This is a genomic window from Streptomyces sp. NPDC025721 (assembly GCF_055558595.1).
Genome location: NZ_JBVHMF010000008.1, coordinates 202,466 through 219,521 on the forward strand (window position 1 = coordinate 202,466; position 17,056 = coordinate 219,521).

General features: G+C 72.6%; 15 protein-coding genes. 8 read left to right on the top strand and 7 right to left on the bottom strand.

Going from position 1 to position 17,056, the window contains the following annotated elements; all coding sequences use genetic code 11:
• Nucleotides 1-33: 33 nt before the first annotated feature.
• Nucleotides 34-1,341, bottom strand: a complete 1,308-nt coding sequence (locus ACZ4EF_RS14585; RefSeq protein ID WP_467504675.1) for a PP2C family protein-serine/threonine phosphatase — start codon at nucleotides 1,339-1,341, stop codon at nucleotides 34-36.
• A gap of 207 nt (nucleotides 1,342-1,548) precedes the next feature.
• On the bottom strand, nucleotides 1,549-2,058 hold the full coding sequence (locus tag ACZ4EF_RS14590; RefSeq protein WP_355339742.1) for a MarR family winged helix-turn-helix transcriptional regulator: 510 nt from the start codon (nucleotides 2,056-2,058) through the stop codon (nucleotides 1,549-1,551).
• 376 nt (nucleotides 2,059-2,434) lie between these two features.
• On the opposite strand from ACZ4EF_RS14590, the gene ACZ4EF_RS14595 reads away from it, so the two are divergent.
• Nucleotides 2,435-3,328 (top strand): phosphatase PAP2 family protein, encoded by an 894-nt coding sequence (locus tag ACZ4EF_RS14595; protein ID WP_401718494.1) that lies wholly within the window; start codon nucleotides 2,435-2,437, stop codon nucleotides 3,326-3,328.
• A 158-nt stretch (nucleotides 3,329-3,486) separates the two neighbouring features.
• Here ACZ4EF_RS14595 and ACZ4EF_RS14600 read toward each other — a convergent pair whose 3' ends face one another.
• Nucleotides 3,487-4,989, bottom strand: coding sequence for a DEAD/DEAH box helicase (locus tag ACZ4EF_RS14600; protein WP_391041817.1), 1,503 nt, complete (start codon nucleotides 4,987-4,989; stop codon nucleotides 3,487-3,489).
• A gap of 267 nt (nucleotides 4,990-5,256) precedes the next feature.
• Nucleotides 5,257-5,460, bottom strand: coding sequence for a cold-shock protein (locus ACZ4EF_RS14605; RefSeq protein ID WP_161307368.1), 204 nt, complete (start codon nucleotides 5,458-5,460; stop codon nucleotides 5,257-5,259).
• Between the two features lie 405 nt (nucleotides 5,461-5,865).
• Here ACZ4EF_RS14605 and ACZ4EF_RS14610 point away from each other — a divergent pair, with 405 nt between their 5' ends.
• Nucleotides 5,866-6,564, top strand: coding sequence for a hypothetical protein (locus ACZ4EF_RS14610; RefSeq protein ID WP_467504677.1), 699 nt, complete (start codon nucleotides 5,866-5,868; stop codon nucleotides 6,562-6,564).
• Nucleotides 6,565-6,591: 27 nt separating this feature from the next.
• Here ACZ4EF_RS14610 and ACZ4EF_RS14615 read toward each other — a convergent pair whose 3' ends face one another.
• Entirely contained in the window at nucleotides 6,592-6,918 is a 327-nt protein-coding gene (locus tag ACZ4EF_RS14615) for a hypothetical protein (protein WP_467504679.1), read from the bottom strand.
• 311 nt (nucleotides 6,919-7,229) lie between these two features.
• Between ACZ4EF_RS14615 and ACZ4EF_RS14620 the strand changes: the two genes are divergently transcribed.
• From ACZ4EF_RS14620 to lysA, 4 genes are all read left to right on the top strand, one after another.
• On the top strand, nucleotides 7,230-9,311 hold the full coding sequence (locus ACZ4EF_RS14620) for a glycosyl hydrolase family 28-related protein (protein WP_467504681.1): 2,082 nt from the start codon (nucleotides 7,230-7,232) through the stop codon (nucleotides 9,309-9,311).
• Between the two features lie 335 nt (nucleotides 9,312-9,646).
• A complete protein-coding gene (locus ACZ4EF_RS14625) occupies nucleotides 9,647-11,626 on the top strand; it encodes an APC family permease (protein WP_355339728.1) in 1,980 nt (659 codons plus the stop codon).
• Between the two features lie 231 nt (nucleotides 11,627-11,857).
• On the top strand, nucleotides 11,858-12,241 hold the full coding sequence (locus tag ACZ4EF_RS14630; RefSeq protein ID WP_467504683.1) for an SAV_915 family protein: 384 nt from the start codon (nucleotides 11,858-11,860) through the stop codon (nucleotides 12,239-12,241).
• Nucleotides 12,242-12,274: 33 nt separating this feature from the next.
• A complete protein-coding gene (gene lysA / locus ACZ4EF_RS14635; RefSeq protein WP_467504685.1) occupies nucleotides 12,275-13,627 on the top strand; it encodes a diaminopimelate decarboxylase in 1,353 nt (450 codons plus the stop codon).
• A 60-nt stretch (nucleotides 13,628-13,687) separates the two neighbouring features.
• Here lysA and rpmG read toward each other — a convergent pair whose 3' ends face one another.
• Both rpmG and ACZ4EF_RS14645 read right to left on the bottom strand, forming a co-directional pair.
• Nucleotides 13,688-13,852, bottom strand: a complete 165-nt coding sequence (rpmG, locus tag ACZ4EF_RS14640; protein WP_355339719.1) for a 50S ribosomal protein L33 — start codon at nucleotides 13,850-13,852, stop codon at nucleotides 13,688-13,690.
• 110 nt (nucleotides 13,853-13,962) lie between these two features.
• A complete protein-coding gene (locus tag ACZ4EF_RS14645) occupies nucleotides 13,963-15,444 on the bottom strand; it encodes an alpha/beta hydrolase (protein WP_467504687.1) in 1,482 nt (493 codons plus the stop codon).
• Nucleotides 15,445-15,527: 83 nt separating this feature from the next.
• On the opposite strand from ACZ4EF_RS14645, the gene ACZ4EF_RS14650 reads away from it, so the two are divergent.
• Both ACZ4EF_RS14650 and ACZ4EF_RS14655 read left to right on the top strand, forming a co-directional pair.
• Nucleotides 15,528-16,526, top strand: a complete 999-nt coding sequence (locus tag ACZ4EF_RS14650; protein ID WP_467504689.1) for a MerR family transcriptional regulator — start codon at nucleotides 15,528-15,530, stop codon at nucleotides 16,524-16,526.
• 209 nt (nucleotides 16,527-16,735) lie between these two features.
• A complete protein-coding gene (locus ACZ4EF_RS14655; RefSeq protein ID WP_355339710.1) occupies nucleotides 16,736-16,927 on the top strand; it encodes an antitoxin in 192 nt (63 codons plus the stop codon).
• Nucleotides 16,928-17,056 lie beyond the last annotated feature (129 nt).

Sequence of the window (17,056 nt, forward strand, 5' to 3'; positions counted from 1 at the left end):
CTGTAACAGCGGCGGGGCCCGGGGGCCACCGGATCAGGAGGGCAGGCGGCGCGCGCGGGGGTGGAGGCGGGCGGCGAGCACGGCGACGTCGTCCTCGGCGCGGGTGGCGTCCAGTCGGGTGAGGACTTCGTCCAGGACGGTCTGGATCGCGGCGCCCGGCGGGAGCCGCAGATCGGCGAGGCGGGCCAGGGAGACGTCGATGTCCTCCTTGCGCCGCTCGACCAGGCCGTCGGTGAACATCACCAGCGTCTGGTCGGGGGTGATGTCACGGGTGGTCAGCTCGTAGCCGCCGACGCCCGTGCCCAGCGGCGGCCCCACGGGCAGGTGCAGCAGGCTGCCCGCGCCGTCCGCCGAGAACAGCACCGGCGGCAGGTGTCCCGCGCTGACCAGTGCCACGCTGCCCCGCGCCGGGTCGACCCGGACCAGCAGGCATGTCGCGGGGCGGCGGGTGCCGTCCTCGGCCACGGCCGCGTCGAGCTGGCGCAGCACGCGGTGCGGCGGCAGATCCGCCGAGGCCACGTACCGCAGCATCGAGCGGTACGCGTTCATGTCCACGGCCGCGTCCAGGCCGTGGCCCATCACGTCACCGATCACCAGCAGCGTCCGGCCGAAGCTGAGCCGTACCGTCTCGAACCAGTCGCCGCCCACCAGGCTCCCGCCGCCCGCCGGGAGATAGCGGGTCGCGATGTCCAGGTTCGGGTGCGGGCGCCGGGGCTCGGCCAGCAGCGCCCGCTGGCGATTCAGCGCCGTGCTGTGCGCCGCCGTGTGCTGCCGCGCGTGGCTCAGGTGCACGGCCGCCAGGCGCGCCGCGTAGTGCACGGCCGCCGTCTCCTCCGCCGTGAACCCCCGCCGGCCCGCCCGTACCGCCAACAGCGCGCCGTACAGCCGTCCGTGCGCCAGCAGCGGCATCGACACCGCCGTACGCGGCAGACTCCCGTCCGCGTCCGCCGTCGCCGTGATCGGATGCCCCTCGTCCAGCGCCCGCACCGACAGCGACTGCGCGCTCAGCGGCGTCCTCGGCTCCAGCAGCTCCGACCTGCCCGCCGCCGCCGTCCGCGTCAGCGCCGGCTCCTCCGGCCGCCGGTCCGCCGGTACGTCCTCGGGCAGCAGGTCCACGGCCGCCGCGTCGCTCACCCGGCGGCACAGGAAGCCGACCAGCTCCGCGCAGGTCGTCTGCTCGTCCAGGGTGCTTCCGATGGCCTCGACCGCCTCCTCCGCCACCCCGAACCGGCCCCCGTCCGTGCCCTCCGCCACCCCGAACCGGCCCCCGTCCGTGCCCTCCGCCACCCCGAACCGGCCCCCGTCCGTGCCCTCCGCCTCCCCCTCGACCGGTCCGCTCACCACTCCACGCCGCCTCTCCCACCGTTCGCCCTGGCGGGCACCCCCTGATCCTTCCAGGGCCCCCGCCGCTGCCCCCGTTCCCACGTGCCCGTCCCCCGGTCTTTTCGGGGCCGGGCCCCCTGTGCGTCGGCTCCAGGCGGGGGGGGTGAGCCCGGCGGCCCTCAAAAGCGCCCGCCCGCGCACGGTGAACGGACCGGGCCCGGGGCCCTACAGGGGCGAGCCGTCCCGGGCGGGGGCGGGGCCGTCGAGGAATTCGGCGAGCCGGAAGAGGGCGGGAAGGGCCGCGCGCACCGCCCGAAGGTCAGCATCGGGCAAAGCTTCAAGCGCGGCGTCCATCCGCCGCTCGTGCGCCAGCGTCCACGCGGCGAGCCGCTCCCGCCCGGCAGCGGTGAGCGTGACGACCGAGGCGCGCCGGTCGGCGGGATCGGTCTGCCGGGCGACGAGCCCGGCGGCGATCATGGGCCCGATGAGCCCGCTGACGGTGCTGGCGGCGAGCCGTCGCCGGACGGCCAGATCACCGATGCGGGCGGGCGAGTGCTCGCCCAGGACCTGCAACAATTCCACCTGGGCCATGGGCAGCGCCTCCCACGGGTCGTCGCCGCCGACGGACACCCGAAGGGCACGGCGGAGCCGGGTGACGGCCTCGGTGAGCAGCCGGGCGTCGGCGGACTTGCTGAGCGGTCGCGGCGGGGAAACCGCGGGGTGGTGCGGGGACATGCCCTTGAGCGTAGGCCCTGGCATGTCACGGACCACCTGTCCGCGGCCTCTCAGGAGCGGGACGGGACCCCGTCGCGGCGGGCGGTGACTCGTCACTTCGGCGCCACCCGGACGACGGAAACTTCGGTGTCCGATGTAATCTCGTCCGAGTCCGCCGGCCACGGCCGGACCGTACGGCGAGAGTGAAAACCTTCATGCTGCTGGCGTATCCCCCGAGTCCCGCACAAGGTGCCCGGCACCCGGGACGGGTCCTGCCCGCAGCCGCGCCGGAGGGCGGCCGATGACGTCCCCGACGCGCAACGCGCCGCGTACGGACGGCGCGCGGACGGACGGACCCCGTGCGGACGGACCCCGTGGCGACGAGCCCCGCACCGGCATGCTCCGCAAGGACGCGGCCCCGGAGCCCGAGGCCGCACCCGAGTCCGGGTCCGCGCCCGCCGAGGCCCCCAGGAGCAGATTCCGCCGCCTCGGCCCGCTCCTGCCCGCCCGGCTGCGCCGCCTCGGCCGCCCGCACCTGCTGGTCGAACTGGTCTTCAGCGTGGTGCTGTACAAGACGTACTCGCTGACCCGCCGCGCCGCGCCCGAGCACCACGAGGCCGCGCTGCACCGCGCCACGGACATCCTCAACGCCGAGCGCAAGCTGCACGTGAACATCGAGCTGACGATCAACCACGCGATCGACAAGATCGACTGGCTGATCGTCGGCATGAACTACTACTACGCCACGCTGCACTTCATCGTGACCCTCGGCGTCCTGATCTGGCTCTACGCCCGCCACCCCGCCAGCTACCGCAGCGCGCGCACCGCGCTGTACGCGGCGACCTTCGTGGCCCTGATCGGCTTCACCTTCTTCGCGCTGGCGCCGCCGCGCCTGATGGAGGGCCAGGGCTTCATCGACACGGTGGTCACGCACCACACCTGGGGCTCGTGGGACAACGACGACGTGTCGTCGCTGTCGAACCAGTACGCGGCGATGCCGTCCGTCCACATCGTGTGGTCGGCCTGGAGCGGTCTGACGGTCGCGGCGCTGGCCCGCAGAACGTGGGTCAGGGTCCTGGGCTTCCTGTACCCCTTCTTCACCTTCACCGTCATCCTCGCCACCGGCAACCACTTCCTCGCCGACGCCGTGGCGGGCGCCCTCACCCTGGCCCTGGGCTTCCTCATCCAGCGCCTGCTGCTCGGCCGCCCCGCCTACCTCTACCCGGCCCCCGACCCGCTCCCGCCGGGCCCCCTGGGTCCGGTGGGCGCCCGCACAGGCACCAGGCAGTAGTCCTCCGCGCGCCGCCGACGAACGCGCGCGCACCGCGGGCCGCGAGGACGAACGCGGCCAGGACGCACGAGGGCCCGAGCCGTGTCGAACGGCTCGGGCCCTCGTCGTGCGTGTGGTGCCGGTCGTGCTGGTCGCGCCGGTCGCGCGGCCCTGAGGGGTTACGCCGCGCCGCGCATCGGGGACGAGCGGCGGCGGGACTGCGACGTCGGACGGCCGCGGCGGGCGCGGGAGGACGGCGCGCCGGAGCGCTGCGGGCGGTCGGCGACCGGGTTGGTGATGGTGACCGGGATGCCGGACGGCGCCTGGGCGCCGGTGATCCGGGTCAGCTCGGCCTCGCCCGACCGCACCTGGGCCACCTGCGGCGCGATCCCCGCGTTGGCCATCAGACGGGTCATCTCACGGCGCTGGCTGGGCACCACGAGCGTGACGACCCGGCCGGACTCGCCCGCCCGCGCGGTACGCCCGCCGCGGTGCAGGTAATCCTTGTGGTCGCTCGGCGGGTCGACGTTCACGACGAGGTCGAGGTTGTCGACGTGGATGCCGCGGGCCGCCACGTTCGTGGCGACCAGCACCGTGACGTGCCCGGTCTTGAACTGCGCGAGGGTACGGGTGCGCTGCGGCTGCGACTTGCCGCCGTGCAGCGCCGCCGCCCGTACACCGCTCTTGAGCAGGTGCTGGGTGAGCTTGTCGACGGCGTGCTTGGTGTCGAGGAACATCAGCACCCGGCCGTCGCGCGCCGCGATCTCGGTGACGGTCGCGTACTTGTCGGCGTCGTGGACGTGCAGCACGTGGTGCTCCATCGCGGTGACCGTGCCCGCCGACGGGTCGACGGAGTGGACCACCGGGTCGGAGAGGTAGCGCCGCACGAGCTGGTCGATGTTCCGGTCGAGCGTGGCGGAGAACAGCATCCGCTGGCCGCCGGGCCGCACCTGGTCGAGGAGCTCGGTGACCTGCGGCATGAAGCCCATGTCGGCCATCTGGTCGGCCTCGTCCAGCACGGTGATCGCGACCCGGTCCAGCCGGCACTCGCCGCGGTCGATGAGGTCCTTGAGCCGTCCGGGCGTCGCCACGACGATCTCCGCGCCGCCGCGCAGCGCGCTGGCCTGGCGGCCGATGGACATGCCGCCCACGACGGTGGCCAGCCGCAGCCGCAGCGTGCGGGCGTACGGGGTGAGGGCGTCAGTGACCTGCTGGGCGAGTTCCCTGGTCGGGACCAGGACCAGCGCGAGCGGCTGCCGGGACTCGGCGCGCTGCCCCGCGGTACGGGCCAGCATCGCCAGGCCGAAGGCGAGCGTCTTGCCCGAGCCGGTGCGCCCGCGGCCCAGCACGTCACGTCCCGCGAGGGTGTTGGGCAGCGTGGCGGCCTGGATCGGGAACGGTACGGTGACGCCCTGTACGGTCAGCGCGTTCAACACGGCGTCGGGCAGGTCGAGTTCGGCGAAGGACTCGACGGCGGGCAGCGGCGGGGTGACCGTCACCGGCAGGGCGAACTCGCCCTGCGGCGCGGAGGGCCGCCGTCCGTAGCCGCCGGAGCGGGAGCCGCCGCCGCTACGGGACTGGCCGCCGGAGCGGCCGGAGCCCGAGCCGGAGCCGCCCGTACGGGAGGAACCACCCGTTCGGGTGCGGCTGAAACGGTCGTTCGTGCGAGATGTGCGGTTCAAAGGAACCCTTCCTCGATGCGACACGTATCGAGGATTTCCCGGCGGCCGTGAGGCGGCGGGGACAATCGCAAGAACGAGCCGGATAAAAAGCGAAACGAAGCCGGTCGGGACATTTCCTCCCGTGGCTTCGACATTTCCGCGCCATGAAAAAGCCGTGGAAAACGGCGGAACGCGGTGGAAATCCGTACAACGCAACAAGCCGGGACCCGCACCCCAAGGCGCGGGCCCCAGCTATATCGCTGAACGTGTCAGGCGTATTCAGACGCGTCAGGCGGGAACGATGTTCTCGGCCTGCGGGCCCTTCTGGCCCTGGGTGACGTCGAAGGTCACCTTCTGGCCTTCCTGGAGCTCACGGAAGCCCTGGGCGGCGATGTTCGAGTAGTGGGCGAAGACGTCGGCGCCGCCGCCGTCCTGCTCGATGAAGCCGAAGCCCTTTTCAGCGTTGAACCACTTCACGGTACCGGAAGCCATATTAATCTCCTTCAGGGGCAGTACATCGAAGCCCGCGGATTACGGACCCCGTGTCGCCGCAATGATTGCCCCGTTCAGGAAAGAACAGCGGAAATACAAAAGTGCACCTATCGGCACGTATGCCGATGAAGGAGCACTTGTAAGTCTTTGGGAACCACAACTGCAACTGAAAACAACGGTACCACGGAACCAGATTTTCGCCGGGTAAAACGCGTCACACCCCGCCCCGGCGCGCCCCACGGGGTGTCGTCGGGGTGCCGACGGGGGTGTCGTCGGGGTGTCGTCGGCCCCTCGCCCGGGCGAGGGGGCGGCCGGGCGCGCGCGCATCACGATCGCGCCCGTATCCCGGCCCCAGGGGCCGTTACGGCTGTCGCGGGCACAGGTTCATCGGCCATACTTCGCGCCGTGGAGCAGAAAACAGGTCCGAACACCCCGCCGATACCGCCCGCCGGAGTCGACCCGGCGTACATACCCGGCCTGACGCCCCCCGCGCGGTCCGCCGCCGAGGCGCCCGCGCCCGTGGTGGACGACGACGCCCCGGAGGACGCGCCCCCGGCCGCGCCCGAGGCCGAGCCGGAACCGGCGCCCGAGGCCGTGCCCCAAGCCGCCGTCGAGGCCGTCGCCGAGGACACGGGCGCGGCGGACGACGAGGACGCGACGGAGGAGGACACCGGCCCGGTGTTCTCGGTCTCCGACCGCCGCGGCTCGATCACCGCCGACCGCACCGGCATCACCTTCAAACTGGACGGCGAGACCGCCGACTTCGGCTGGGACGAGATCGGCGCCGTCGAGATCGACACCCCGCGCTTCGGCCGCCGCTTCTCCGTCACCGTCTACACCTCGACCCGCCGCTGGTTCGACACCGACGTCGAGGCGCCCTCCAAGCCGCTGCTCAAGACCTGGGCGGCCGAACTGGACGCGGTGCTGGACACGTACTTCGAGGACGACAAGCCGGAGGCGGCCGACGCCACGGACGACGTGGAAGAGGTCGAGGAGGCCGAAGAGGCCGACACGACCGACACAACCGACACGACCGACACGGCCGACGCCACGGAGAAGGCCGACGGGAAGAAGGCCAAGGCCACCGAGGACGCCGAGGCGTAGCCGTACCGTCGTGGACGGCGCCGGTTCTCACCTTCCGGCGCCGGTTCTCACCCTCCGGCGCGGGGCACCGCATACCGCCGACGTACCCGGCGCCGTACGCCACCGCGGGCGACGCGTTGAGCGAGGTGCCGACGGAGACGCGCCACCGGCAGGGCTCTGGTCGCGGCGGATGTCGACCGTCGCCAGGCGCAGCCGTCCGGCGTCGTCCGTGAGGCCGTGGCCGGTGAAGTAGAGCAGGACGGGGGCTTCCGCGTCGTGCCCCGGCGCGGTCAACTGCCGCAGCCCCGCGTCCTCGTGCTCGTGCTCGTGCTCGTGCTCGTACGGAGCGATCAGCGGAGCAAGTCGCCGCCCCACGCCTCGTCGCCTCCCCCGGGGACCGCTCTTCGTGCCTGCGCGCCCGCGCGCCTCCGCGTCCGCGCGGCGCCGAAGTCCCCCCGATTCTCCCCCTGTTCGCACCCCCGCCGGGGCCGCTTCCCGGCAATCGCTCCGGCGCGGAGGCGGGGACGCCTGCAACAGGTGTTGCAGGTGATTGCAAGAAGTCAACCAACGGACGTAGTTCGACAGCAGGGTTACGAAATCATTTCGCATGAGCCTTGTGGAACCGGACGCGCGCGCCCTAATGTCACCTCACCCTCTCGGCAGGTCTCGACAGAAACGAGCTTTCGATGTCACGGAGCAGCACAGGTGCTGTGGTGGAGTGGTCGGGCAGACCGCGGCGAAGAGCCGCGGTCGTGGTCGCGACGGCGACCGCGGTAGCCGTCGGGTTCAGCATCATGGCCGGTGGTACGACCGCCCTGGCGGGTACGGGATCGGGCGGAACAGGCGGCGGTACGGCCCCGGTGGTGACGCGGGCCGCGCTCGACCCCTCGCTCGTCGCCGGCCGCGGCGCGAACGTCGGCTTCGCGGAGCAGGAGGCGGAGAACGCCGCGACGAACGGCACGGTCATCGGCCCCGGCCGGGACGCGTACACGCTGCCCGCCGAGGCGTCGGGCCGCAAGGCGGTGTCGCTGAAGCCGGGCCAGTACGTCGAGTTCACCCTTCCGAGTGCCGCCAACGCGATCAACGTGCGGTACAGCATCCCGGACGCGCCGACCGGCGGCGGCATCACCTCGCCGCTCGACGTGACGGTGAACGGCAAGGACCGCAAGGCCCTGACGCTCACCTCGCAGTACGCGTGGCTCTACAACCTGTACCCGTTCTCGAACGACCCGGGCGCCGACGTCCTGCACCCCGACTACTGGGTGACCGAGTGCGCCTGCGTGCCCCGGGACACCACGCCCGCACCGGTGTTCGCCAAGCCGTTCCGCCCCAACCACTTCTACGACGAGCAGCGGCTGTCGCTGGGGAAGACGTACCGCGCGGGCGACAAGGTGCGGCTCCAGGTCCCGGCGGGCGCCACCGCCGCGACCACCACGATCGACCTGCTGGACTCGCAGCTCGTCGCGCCGCCGAAGATCGACCTGATCGCGGCCAACGTCCTCGCCTTCGGCGCCGATCCGACCGGCCGCCGCGACTCGGCGAACGCCATCGACAAGGCCATCGCCTTCGCGAAGCTCACGCACCTGAAGGTGTACATCCCGCCGGGCACGTACCAGGTGAACCGGCACATCGTCGTCGACAACGTGACGATCGAGGGCGCGGGTAGCTGGTACACGATCATCAAGGGCCGCCAGGTCGACCTCGCCACCCCGGCGCCCGACGGAAGCGTCCACACCGGTGTCGGCTTCTACGGCAAGGACGCCTCGAAGGGCGGGAGTTCGAACGTCCACCTGTCCGGCTTCGCGATCCAGGGCGACGTCCGGGAGCGCATCGACACCGACCAGGTCAACGGCATCGGCGGCTCGCTGAGCAACTCGACCATCGACGGCCTGTACATCCAGCACACCAAGGTCGGCATGTGGTTCGACGGGCCGATGAGCAACCTGAGGATCACCAACAACGTGATCGTCGACCAGATCGCCGACGGCATCAACTTCCACACCGGCGTGACGAATTCGACGGTCTCCAACAACTTCCTGCGCAACACCGGTGACGACGCGCTCGCGCTGTGGTCGGAGAAGACCGAGGACGCGCGCAACACCATCGACCACAACACCGTGCAGACGCCGGTGCTCGCCAACGGCATCGCGCTCTACGGCGGCACGGACAACACCGTCTCCAACAACCTGATCGCCGACCCGATCCGCGAGGGCAGCGCCATCCAGGTCGGCTCCCGCTTCGGCTCCGAGGCGTTCACCGGCCACCTGTGGATCACGGACAACACCACGGTCAGGGCGGGCACGTACGAACTGAACTGGAACATCGGGCTCGGCGCGATCTGGTTCTACGCGCTGGAGAAGAACATCGACGCGGACATCCGGGTGACCGGGGACAACTTCCTCGACAACACGTACAACGCGATCATGCTCGTCGCCGACTGGCCGGTGAAGGACCTGTACTCGGTCACCAACGTCCACTTCAAGGACATCAAGGTCGACGGCACCGGTACCTCGGTGGTCAGCGGCCGGGTGGCGGGCTCCGCGTCCTTCGAGAACGTGGTAGCGCGCAATGTCGGCGCCGTCGGCGTCAACAACTGCGGTTCCTTCAACTTCACGCCCGCGGGCTCGGAGTTCTCCCTGACCGACCTCGGCGGCAACACCGGCGGCGGTACGACCGGGCCGTGGTTCGCGTCGTGGGAGCTGCCGAACACGATCACCTGCGACGACCGCCCGCCGGTCGTGGCTCCGCCGGCTCCGTCGGCGTGGTGACGGCTGCCCTTCGAGGAGCGCGCGGTGAGGAGCGCGCCGTGAGAAGCGCGCGCTGAGCGACACCTCGTGACAAGCGCCTCGCGCGAAGTCCATACGGAGATCCGTACAGGTTTCGCGCGGGGCCGCTAAGAAAGCGTTAAGACTCGCGGGCCGCGGTGGCCGGCGCGCCGGGACAGACCCCGGCAAAGCCCCCACCGTCCCGATGAAATGCCTGGTCGGCCGCCCGGAACACCCCGGGCGGCCGATCATGTGTCAGCGGGGCAGGGGTGCGTACGCTGGCCGGGCCGTCATCCGCGATGGCCCGACCGATCCGCCGCACCCCAGGAGCCCACCGGATGACCACGACCGTCCCGCCCGAGCGGTCCTCGACGCCCCCGCGCAGCCGCTTCAGGGCCTGGCTGCTCGAAGGTCTCTCCGACATGGGCAAGCACCAGTCGGGCGGCGGCGGGGCGGCGGAGCGGGAAGCCGCGCCCGCCCACAAGGGCCAGCGCTGGTGGCGGGTGATGTGCCTGACCGGCGTGGACTACTTCTCCACCCTCGGCTACCAGCCCGGCATCGCGGCGCTCGCGGCCGGGCTGCTGTCGCCGATCGCGACGGTCGTACTGGTCCTGGTCACGCTGGCGGGCGCGCTGCCCGTCTACCGGCGGGTCGCCGAGGAGAGCCCGCACGGCGCGGGCTCCATCGCGATGCTGGAGCGGCTGCTGTCGTTCTGGAAGGGCAAGCTCTTCGTCCTGACGCTGCTGGGCTTCGCCGCCACCGACTTCCTGATCACCATCACCCTTTCGGCCGCCGACGCCTCCACCCACCTGGTGGAGAATCCGCACTTCGCCACGGCGCTGCACAGCCACCAGATGGTGATCACGCTGGTCCTGGTCGCGCTGCTGGGCGCGGTGTTCCTCAAGGGCTTCCTGGAGGCCATCGGGATCGCCGTCGTCCTGGTCGGGCTCTATCTGGCGCTCAACGTGGTGGTCGTCATCGCCGGCTTCTGGCACGTCGCGACCGCCGGGCACGTCGTCACCGACTGGTCGCACGCGCTGACCGCCGAGCGCGGAAACGTCTTCGTCATGATCGGCGTGTCCCTGCTGATCTTCCCCAAGCTCGCGCTCGGCATGTCCGGCTTCGAGACCGGCGTCGCCGTCATGCCGAACGTCGCGGGCGACCCCGGTGACACCGAGGAGCGGCCGGTCGGCCGGATCCGCGACACGAAGAAGCTGCTCACGACGGCCGCGCTGATCATGAGCGTCTTCCTGATCTGCACCAGCTTCATCACCACCGTGCTGATCCCGAAGAAGGAGTTCGAGACCGGCGGCAAGGCCAACGGCCGCGCGCTGGCGTATCTCGCCCACGAGTACCTGGGGTCGGTCTTCGGCACGGTCTACGACTTCTCCACCATCGCCATCCTCTGGTTCGCGGGCGCCTCCGCGATGGCGGGCCTGCTCAACCTGATGCCGCGCTACCTTCCGCGGTACGGCATGGCCCCGCACTGGGCGCGCGCGGTGCGGCCGATGGTGCTGGTCTTCACGCTCGTCGCCTTCCTCGTCACCTGGATCTTCGACGCCAGCGTCGACAAGCAGGGCGGCGCGTACGCGACCGGCGTCCTCGTCCTGATGAGCTCGGCCGCGCTGGCCGTCACGATCGCCGCCCGCAAGGCCGGGCAGCGGCGCTGGACGGTCGTCTTCGCCGTGATCTCGGTGGTCTTCCTCTACACGACGGTCGTCAACGTCGTGGAGCGGCCCGACGGCGTCAAGATCGGCGCCTGCTTCATCGCCGGGATCATCCTCGTCTCGCTGCTGTCCCGGCTCGCCCGCGCCTTCGAACTGCGCGTCACCAGCGTGGAGTTGGACGACATGGCCACGCGGTTCGTCCGCGACATCGCCAGCCGCCGCATTCGCTTCATCGCCAACGAGCCGGGGCTGCGCGACGCGGCCGAGTACCGCGACAAGGTGCACCAGATCCGCGCCGACAACGACATCCCGCCCGAGGACGACCTCGTCTTCGTCGAGGTCACCGTCCTCGACGCCTCCGAGTTCGAGTCCGCCCTGCGCGTCACAGGCCATGTCCTGCACGGCCGTTACCGCGTGCTGTCCCTGGAGAGCTCGTCCGTCCCCAACGCGCTGGCCGCCCTCCTCCTCCACGTCCGCGACACCACCGGCACCAAGCCGCACATCTACTTCGAGTGGACCGAGGGCAGCCCCTTCACCAACTTCCTCCGCTTCTTCCTTTTCGGCCACGGCGAGGTCGCCCCGGTCACCCGCGAGGTCCTGCGCGAAGCCGAGCCCGACCGCTCCCGCCGCCCCCGCGTCCACGTGGGCTGACCCGCCTTCGACGGCTGCCCCGGCTTCGGTGGCGAAGCCGGGTCGGCCGCCCCCGTCTTCACGGTTTCTCGCGGCTGCTTACGGCCCTTCGCGGCCACGCCGTATGGGGACCGTCGGGGAACGGGCTCCCGGCGTCAAGCCGACGTCAGGGCCCCGCGAAGGGGCCGCCCGGCGGGCATAGCGTTCCTGACCGAGCCCGCGGCCCACCGGCCGCCACGTAAGGAGCGCGCGATGTCGTACCAGAAGTCCCGGAAGTCGTCGGAGGACCCCGACCCCCTTGATCGTCCCCCGACCGGAGCGCTCTTCGTGCCGGTCCGGTCGGGACCCGGCAGCTCCCCCGCGTGCTGCCGCACGACCAGGTTCTTCCGTACCCCCCTCGGCACCCGCACGGCGGTCGCCTTCACCAGCGAGGAGCGCCTGGTACGCACGCTGGGCGCGCGGCAGCCGTGGATCCGGCTGTCGGAGGCGGCCCTGCGCGCTCTGGCCGCGCCGCTGGGCGTCACCGCGCTGCGGATCGACCCGCGCCTCACCGCTCCGGCACCTGTCCATGCCGCTGCCCCCGCCCCGGACGGCGGGCGGCCCGGGCAGGCCGCCTCCCCCGCGCTGGCCTCGTAGGACCTCCCCGGAACTCGCAGGAAGGAGCCCCGCATGTCGATCTCACTGACCCCGCCGCCAGGTGCGCGACGGCGTACGCGTGCCCCGTACGACGACCTGTCCGTCTGGCCCGCCTCGGCGCGTACCGCTCCGGAGGGGGATGTGACTGTCGGGGGCGTGTCGCTGGCCGAGGCGGCGGACCGCTTCGGGACACCGCTCTATGTCCTGGACGAGGCCGAAGTACGGTCGCGGGCGCGGATGTACCGGGCGGCCTTCCCCGGGGCGGACGTCGTCTACGCGGCGAAGGCCTACCTGTGCGGGGCGGTCGCCCGATGGGTGCGCGAGGAGGGCCTCGGTCTGGACGTGTGCTCGGCCGGCGAGCTGGAACTTGCCGTCACGACCGGCTTCCCGCCGGAGCGGATCATCGTGCACGGCAACGCCAAGAGCCCGCAGGACCTGCGGGCGGCGGTGCGGCTCGGCGCCGGACGGATCGTGATCGACAACGGCGCGGAGATCGCCCGGCTGGCGACGATGACGCTGCCCGCCGAACGCCAGAAGGTCCTGCTGCGCGTGGTGCCGGGCGTCGTCGCGGGCGGCCACCGCGCGGTGCGGACCGGCACCGACGACCAGAAGTTCGGCCTGTCGATCACCGACGGCTCCGCCCAGCACGCCGTCGACCGCGTCCTCGGCCAGCCGGGGCTCGAACTGACCGGCCTGCACTGCCACATCGGCTCGCAGGTGACCGAGGTCAAGCCGTACGTCGCCGCCGTACGCCGGCTCGTCGGACTGCTCGCCCGCATCCGTGACCAGCACGGCGTGGTGCTGCCGGAACTCGACATCGGCGGCGGCCACGGCGTGGCCTACCGGCCCGGCGAACCCGCCCTCGACATCACCGCGCTCGCCGCCCGCGTCAGGGCCGAACTCACCGCCGCGTGCGCCCGCGCCGCGCTCCCCGTGCCGCGCCTCACGGTCGAGCCCGGCCGCGCGATCATCGGCCCCGCGGGCGTCGCCCTCTACCGCGTGCTGGCCGTCAAGCGCGCCGGCGGCCGTACTCTCGTCGCCGTCGACGGCGGCATGAGCGACAACCCGCGGCCCGCGCTGTACGGCGTCCGCTACGCGCCCCGGCTGATCGGCCGTGCGTCCTCCCGCCGCGCCGCCGAGGTCACCGTCGTCGGCCGCTACTGCGAGGCGGGCGACATCCTCGCCGCCGACGTCCCCCTCCCCGACGACCTCCGCCCCGGCGACCTCCTCGCCGTCCCCGTCTCCGGCGCCTACCACCTCTCGATGGCGTCCGCCTACAACCTCGTCGGCCGTCCCCCGGTCATCGCCGCCGCCAACGGCGCCGCGCGCCTCCTCGTCCGCCGCGAATCCCTCTCCGACCTGCGGCTGCGAGACGTCGGCGAATAACCCCCGAAGGGGCGGAGACATCACAGGTCCCCGCCCCTTTCCACCCCCGGTTCCCGGCGCTCAGCGCTCTTCGCGGAACTCCACGTGCCGGCCCGCCGCCGGGTCGTACTTGCGCAGCACCATGCGGTCGGGGTCGTTGCGACGGTTCTTGCGGGTGACGTAGGTGAATCCGGTACCGGCGGTGGACCGGAGCTTGATCACGGGACGTACTTCGTTGCGTGCCATGACGTCCACTATACGAAAACGGTTGTCGTTGTCAATAGACGGACTCTGGGCCGTCCCGGCGACCGCCACTGCGATGCCCTGCGTCCGGCGTCCGGGATTCCGAGCCGCGCTCACGCCGTGAGGTGGCCGAGGACGGCGGAGACGGCGGCGCGCAGGGGCGGGGTGGAGACGCGGGCGGGGTCGCGGGATTCGAAGGCGTGGTGGGCCTCGGGGGCTTCGACGACCTCCAGGGGGGCGTCGGAGGAGGCGGCCGAGGCGATGAACCGGTCGACCGTGGCGGCGATTTCGGGGACCTCGAGGGCCACGCGGGTGAGGACGGTGGGGAGGGCGGCGGGGGCGGGGTGGAAGCGGGTGGCGGACAGGCCCCAGTTGGGGAGGGGGGCGAGGACGGGGTAGGTCAGGGCGACGCAGCGCAGCCACGGCGGCGGGGCCGCGAGCCAGTCGGCGCAGAGCAGGCCGCCCGCCGAGAAGAACCAGAGGGCGACACGGTCGGGGTCCACGCGGGGGTCGGCCCGGACGAGGGCGACGGCCTCGGCCACGTCGTGGGCCGCGCGGTCGAAGTCGGTGAGGTCGTGGAAGCGGTGGTCGACGGTGGCGGCCACCACGCCCTGGGAGGACAGGAGTTGGGCGTAGCCCAGGAAGGCCGGCCAGTCGCGCGGAGTCGGGCGGACGTCCGGCGATACGGGGCCGCCGTGGACGAACACGACGGCGGGGGACGGGTGTTCGGCACGGGGGAGGTGGAGGTCGACGCGGCCGTGCCGCTCGCGGGGGAGTTCGGCGACGGGGAGGGGGAACGGCCGTTGCTGGGGGGCCTGTTCACCCCTGGGCGCGAGCCGTCGCCCCTCCCCCGCGACCGCCCGCAGCAGGACGTCCGCCAGCCCGCGCGGAGCGGACAGCATCGGCCAGTGCCCGGTGCCGAGGTCGAAGAAGGTCACCCGCGGTTCGGTGAGCACGGCGAGCCGGGGGTCGCCGAGCCCGACCAGCGTCTCGACCAGCGCGATGCTCGAACCGTTCGCCGTACAGAAGACGCCCGTCACCGGCAGCGCCGCGACCGCGCCCGTCAGGCGGAGCGGCCGGGTGAGGGTGGCGCGCGGTTGCGGTACGGCGCGGTCGGTCAGCCGGGCCAGCGCGTCCGCCGGGACCCCGGCCGTACTGCCGTGCCGTGCCCACTCCTCAGGGCCGGACGGCGGCGGGACCGGCCCGTCACCGTCCTGCGCGCGGTCCCGCAGCTCCTGGTCGCGGTAGAGCGCGAGCGGCGGATCGCCGTCCCGCGGGATACCGGTGTCCAGATGGACGACGCGGGCGGTACGCGCCGGGCGGCGGTCGGCGGCGCCGACCACCGGGTGGATGCCGTAGTCGTGCCCGACGAGCACCACCGGCCCCTCGGCGGCGGCCACCGCGTCGATCACCTCCAGCACGTCCCGGATGTGCGTCTCCAGATCCGTGTCGGGCCCGGCCGGACGGCCGCCGTCGCCCATGCCGGTGAGCGTCACCGGATACGCCCGCGCGCCCGCTTCCCGCAGCGCCCGCGCGGTCTCCTGCCAGATCCAGCCGCCGGTGTGAGCGCCTGCCACCAGTACGTACGCCGTCATGAGATCTCCTCGGTCACCCTGCGGAACGGCCGCTATCCCGGCCGCGGGTACCGTAGGAACTCCCCCTGAGGGAGGTTCAAGCCGTGCCGCCTGACCGTTTGTGGACCATCGGGGAACTCGCCGAGCGCGCGGGCGTCACCGTCAAGACCGTCCGCTACTACTCCGACCGCGGCCTGCTCCCCGAGGCGCGCCGCAGCAGCGGGGGCCACCGCAGGTACGGTCCCGCCGCGCTCGACCGGCTCCGCACGATCCGCTCGCTGCGCGGCCTCGGCCTCGCGGTCCCCGACGTCCACCGGGTCCTCGACGAGGACGACCGCGCGAGCGCGGCCGGGGCCGACGCGGCGGCCGACGTGCTCGACGGCCTGATCGCCGGGCAACTGCGCGAGGTCGGCGCGGGCCTGGCCGCCCTGCGCTGGCGCGAGGCCGCGCTCCAGGCGCTCCAGGACTGCGGCCCCGGGGAGCGCGCCGAGCGGCTGCTGCTGGTCGGCGCGCTCCCGAGCCCGCCCAGCACCGCCGCCATGGCCCGCTTCTGGCGGCGCTGGCTGCCGCCGCGGATGCCCGCCCGGCTGGTCTCGGCCATCCTCGACGGGACGATTCCGCAGCTCCCCGAGGCGCCGACCCCGGCGCAGGCCCTGGCCTTCGCGCGCCTGCACGCGCTGGTGTCGGGGAGCTGCGACGGTGCGGGAAAGATCTCCGGAAAAGCCTCCGGCGCTAGCCCCGGCGACGGCCGCGACCCCACCCAGCCCGCCGCGCACCGGCCCGAGGAGGGCTACCGCCCGGCCGTCCTGTACGACGGCCTCATCGAGGCGTACGGGCTCGCCGCCCCGCACCTGCGGGCCGGGCGGCGTCCGCACGAGGGCGAGGCGCTGGACTGCTTCGTCGCCGCGTACGCCCGCTCGCGCGGCGCCCGTGACACCCCGGCCTTCCGCCGCCGCCTCGGCGGGGTGCTCGGCGCGGACCCCCGGATCGACCGCTACTGGCAGCTCGCCGGGGAGCTGTTCGGCCCGGCGGAGCCGACCCCGGGCAGCACGCACGACTGGCTGCTGGCCGCGCTGGACGGCGCGACCGCCGAGGCCGCCTGAGCCGTACGCCGGTACGTCGGTAAGCCAATGCGCCAATACGCCGGTACGCGGATACGTTCACCGGACCGTACGCCGCGGAAACGCTCCGGAAGGCGTCCCCGGAGAACGTACGAACTCGTCCGGACCTGTCCGGAATGCGAAAACCTTCGGGGGCCCCGATGCTGGGAGGGCAACGGGGAGAGCAAGGCGTTCCCCCAAGGAGGGCAGCCATGTCCATGCTCGACAAGCTCAAGGGCCTGCTGAAGGGTCACGAGGACCAGGCGCACCAAGGCGTCGAAAAGGCCGGTGACATGGTCGACAAGAAGACCGGCGACAAGTACAGCGGCCAGGTCGACCAGGTCCAGGACAAGCTGAACGACCAGCTCGGCGGCGGCACCCGTCCGTCGAACGAGCAGCCGTAACCGTACGACGCGGCCGGCATTCGTACGGCGTACGCGTCGACGTACGGGCAGGGGGGGAGGGGGGGGGGGGGGGGGGGGGGGGGGGGGGGGGGGGGGGGGGGGGGGGGGGGGGGGGGGGGGGAGGGGTGT

Excerpts from the sequence above, each read along its gene's own strand:
- ACZ4EF_RS14625 (WP_355339728.1), top strand. The coding sequence starts at position 9,647 with ATGACCACGACCGTCCCGCCCGAGCGGTCCTCGACGCCCCCGCGCAGC.
- ACZ4EF_RS14595 (WP_401718494.1), top strand. The coding sequence starts at position 2,435 with ATGCTCCGCAAGGACGCGGCCCCGGAGCCCGAGGCCGCACCCGAGTCC.
- ACZ4EF_RS14655 (WP_355339710.1), top strand. The coding sequence starts at position 16,736 with ATGTCCATGCTCGACAAGCTCAAGGGCCTGCTGAAGGGTCACGAGGAC.
- rpmG (WP_355339719.1), bottom strand. The coding sequence starts at position 13,852 with ATGGCACGCAACGAAGTACGTCCCGTGATCAAGCTCCGGTCCACCGCC.
- ACZ4EF_RS14605 (WP_161307368.1), bottom strand. The coding sequence starts at position 5,460 with ATGGCTTCCGGTACCGTGAAGTGGTTCAACGCTGAAAAGGGCTTCGGC.
- ACZ4EF_RS14645 (WP_467504687.1), bottom strand. The coding sequence starts at position 15,444 with ATGACGGCGTACGTACTGGTGGCAGGCGCTCACACCGGCGGCTGGATC.
- ACZ4EF_RS14630 (WP_467504683.1), top strand. The coding sequence starts at position 11,858 with ATGTCGTACCAGAAGTCCCGGAAGTCGTCGGAGGACCCCGACCCCCTT.
- ACZ4EF_RS14590 (WP_355339742.1), bottom strand. The coding sequence starts at position 2,058 with ATGTCCCCGCACCACCCCGCGGTTTCCCCGCCGCGACCGCTCAGCAAG.
- ACZ4EF_RS14620 (WP_467504681.1), top strand. The coding sequence starts at position 7,230 with ATGTCACGGAGCAGCACAGGTGCTGTGGTGGAGTGGTCGGGCAGACCG.
- lysA (WP_467504685.1), top strand. The coding sequence starts at position 12,275 with ATGTCGATCTCACTGACCCCGCCGCCAGGTGCGCGACGGCGTACGCGT.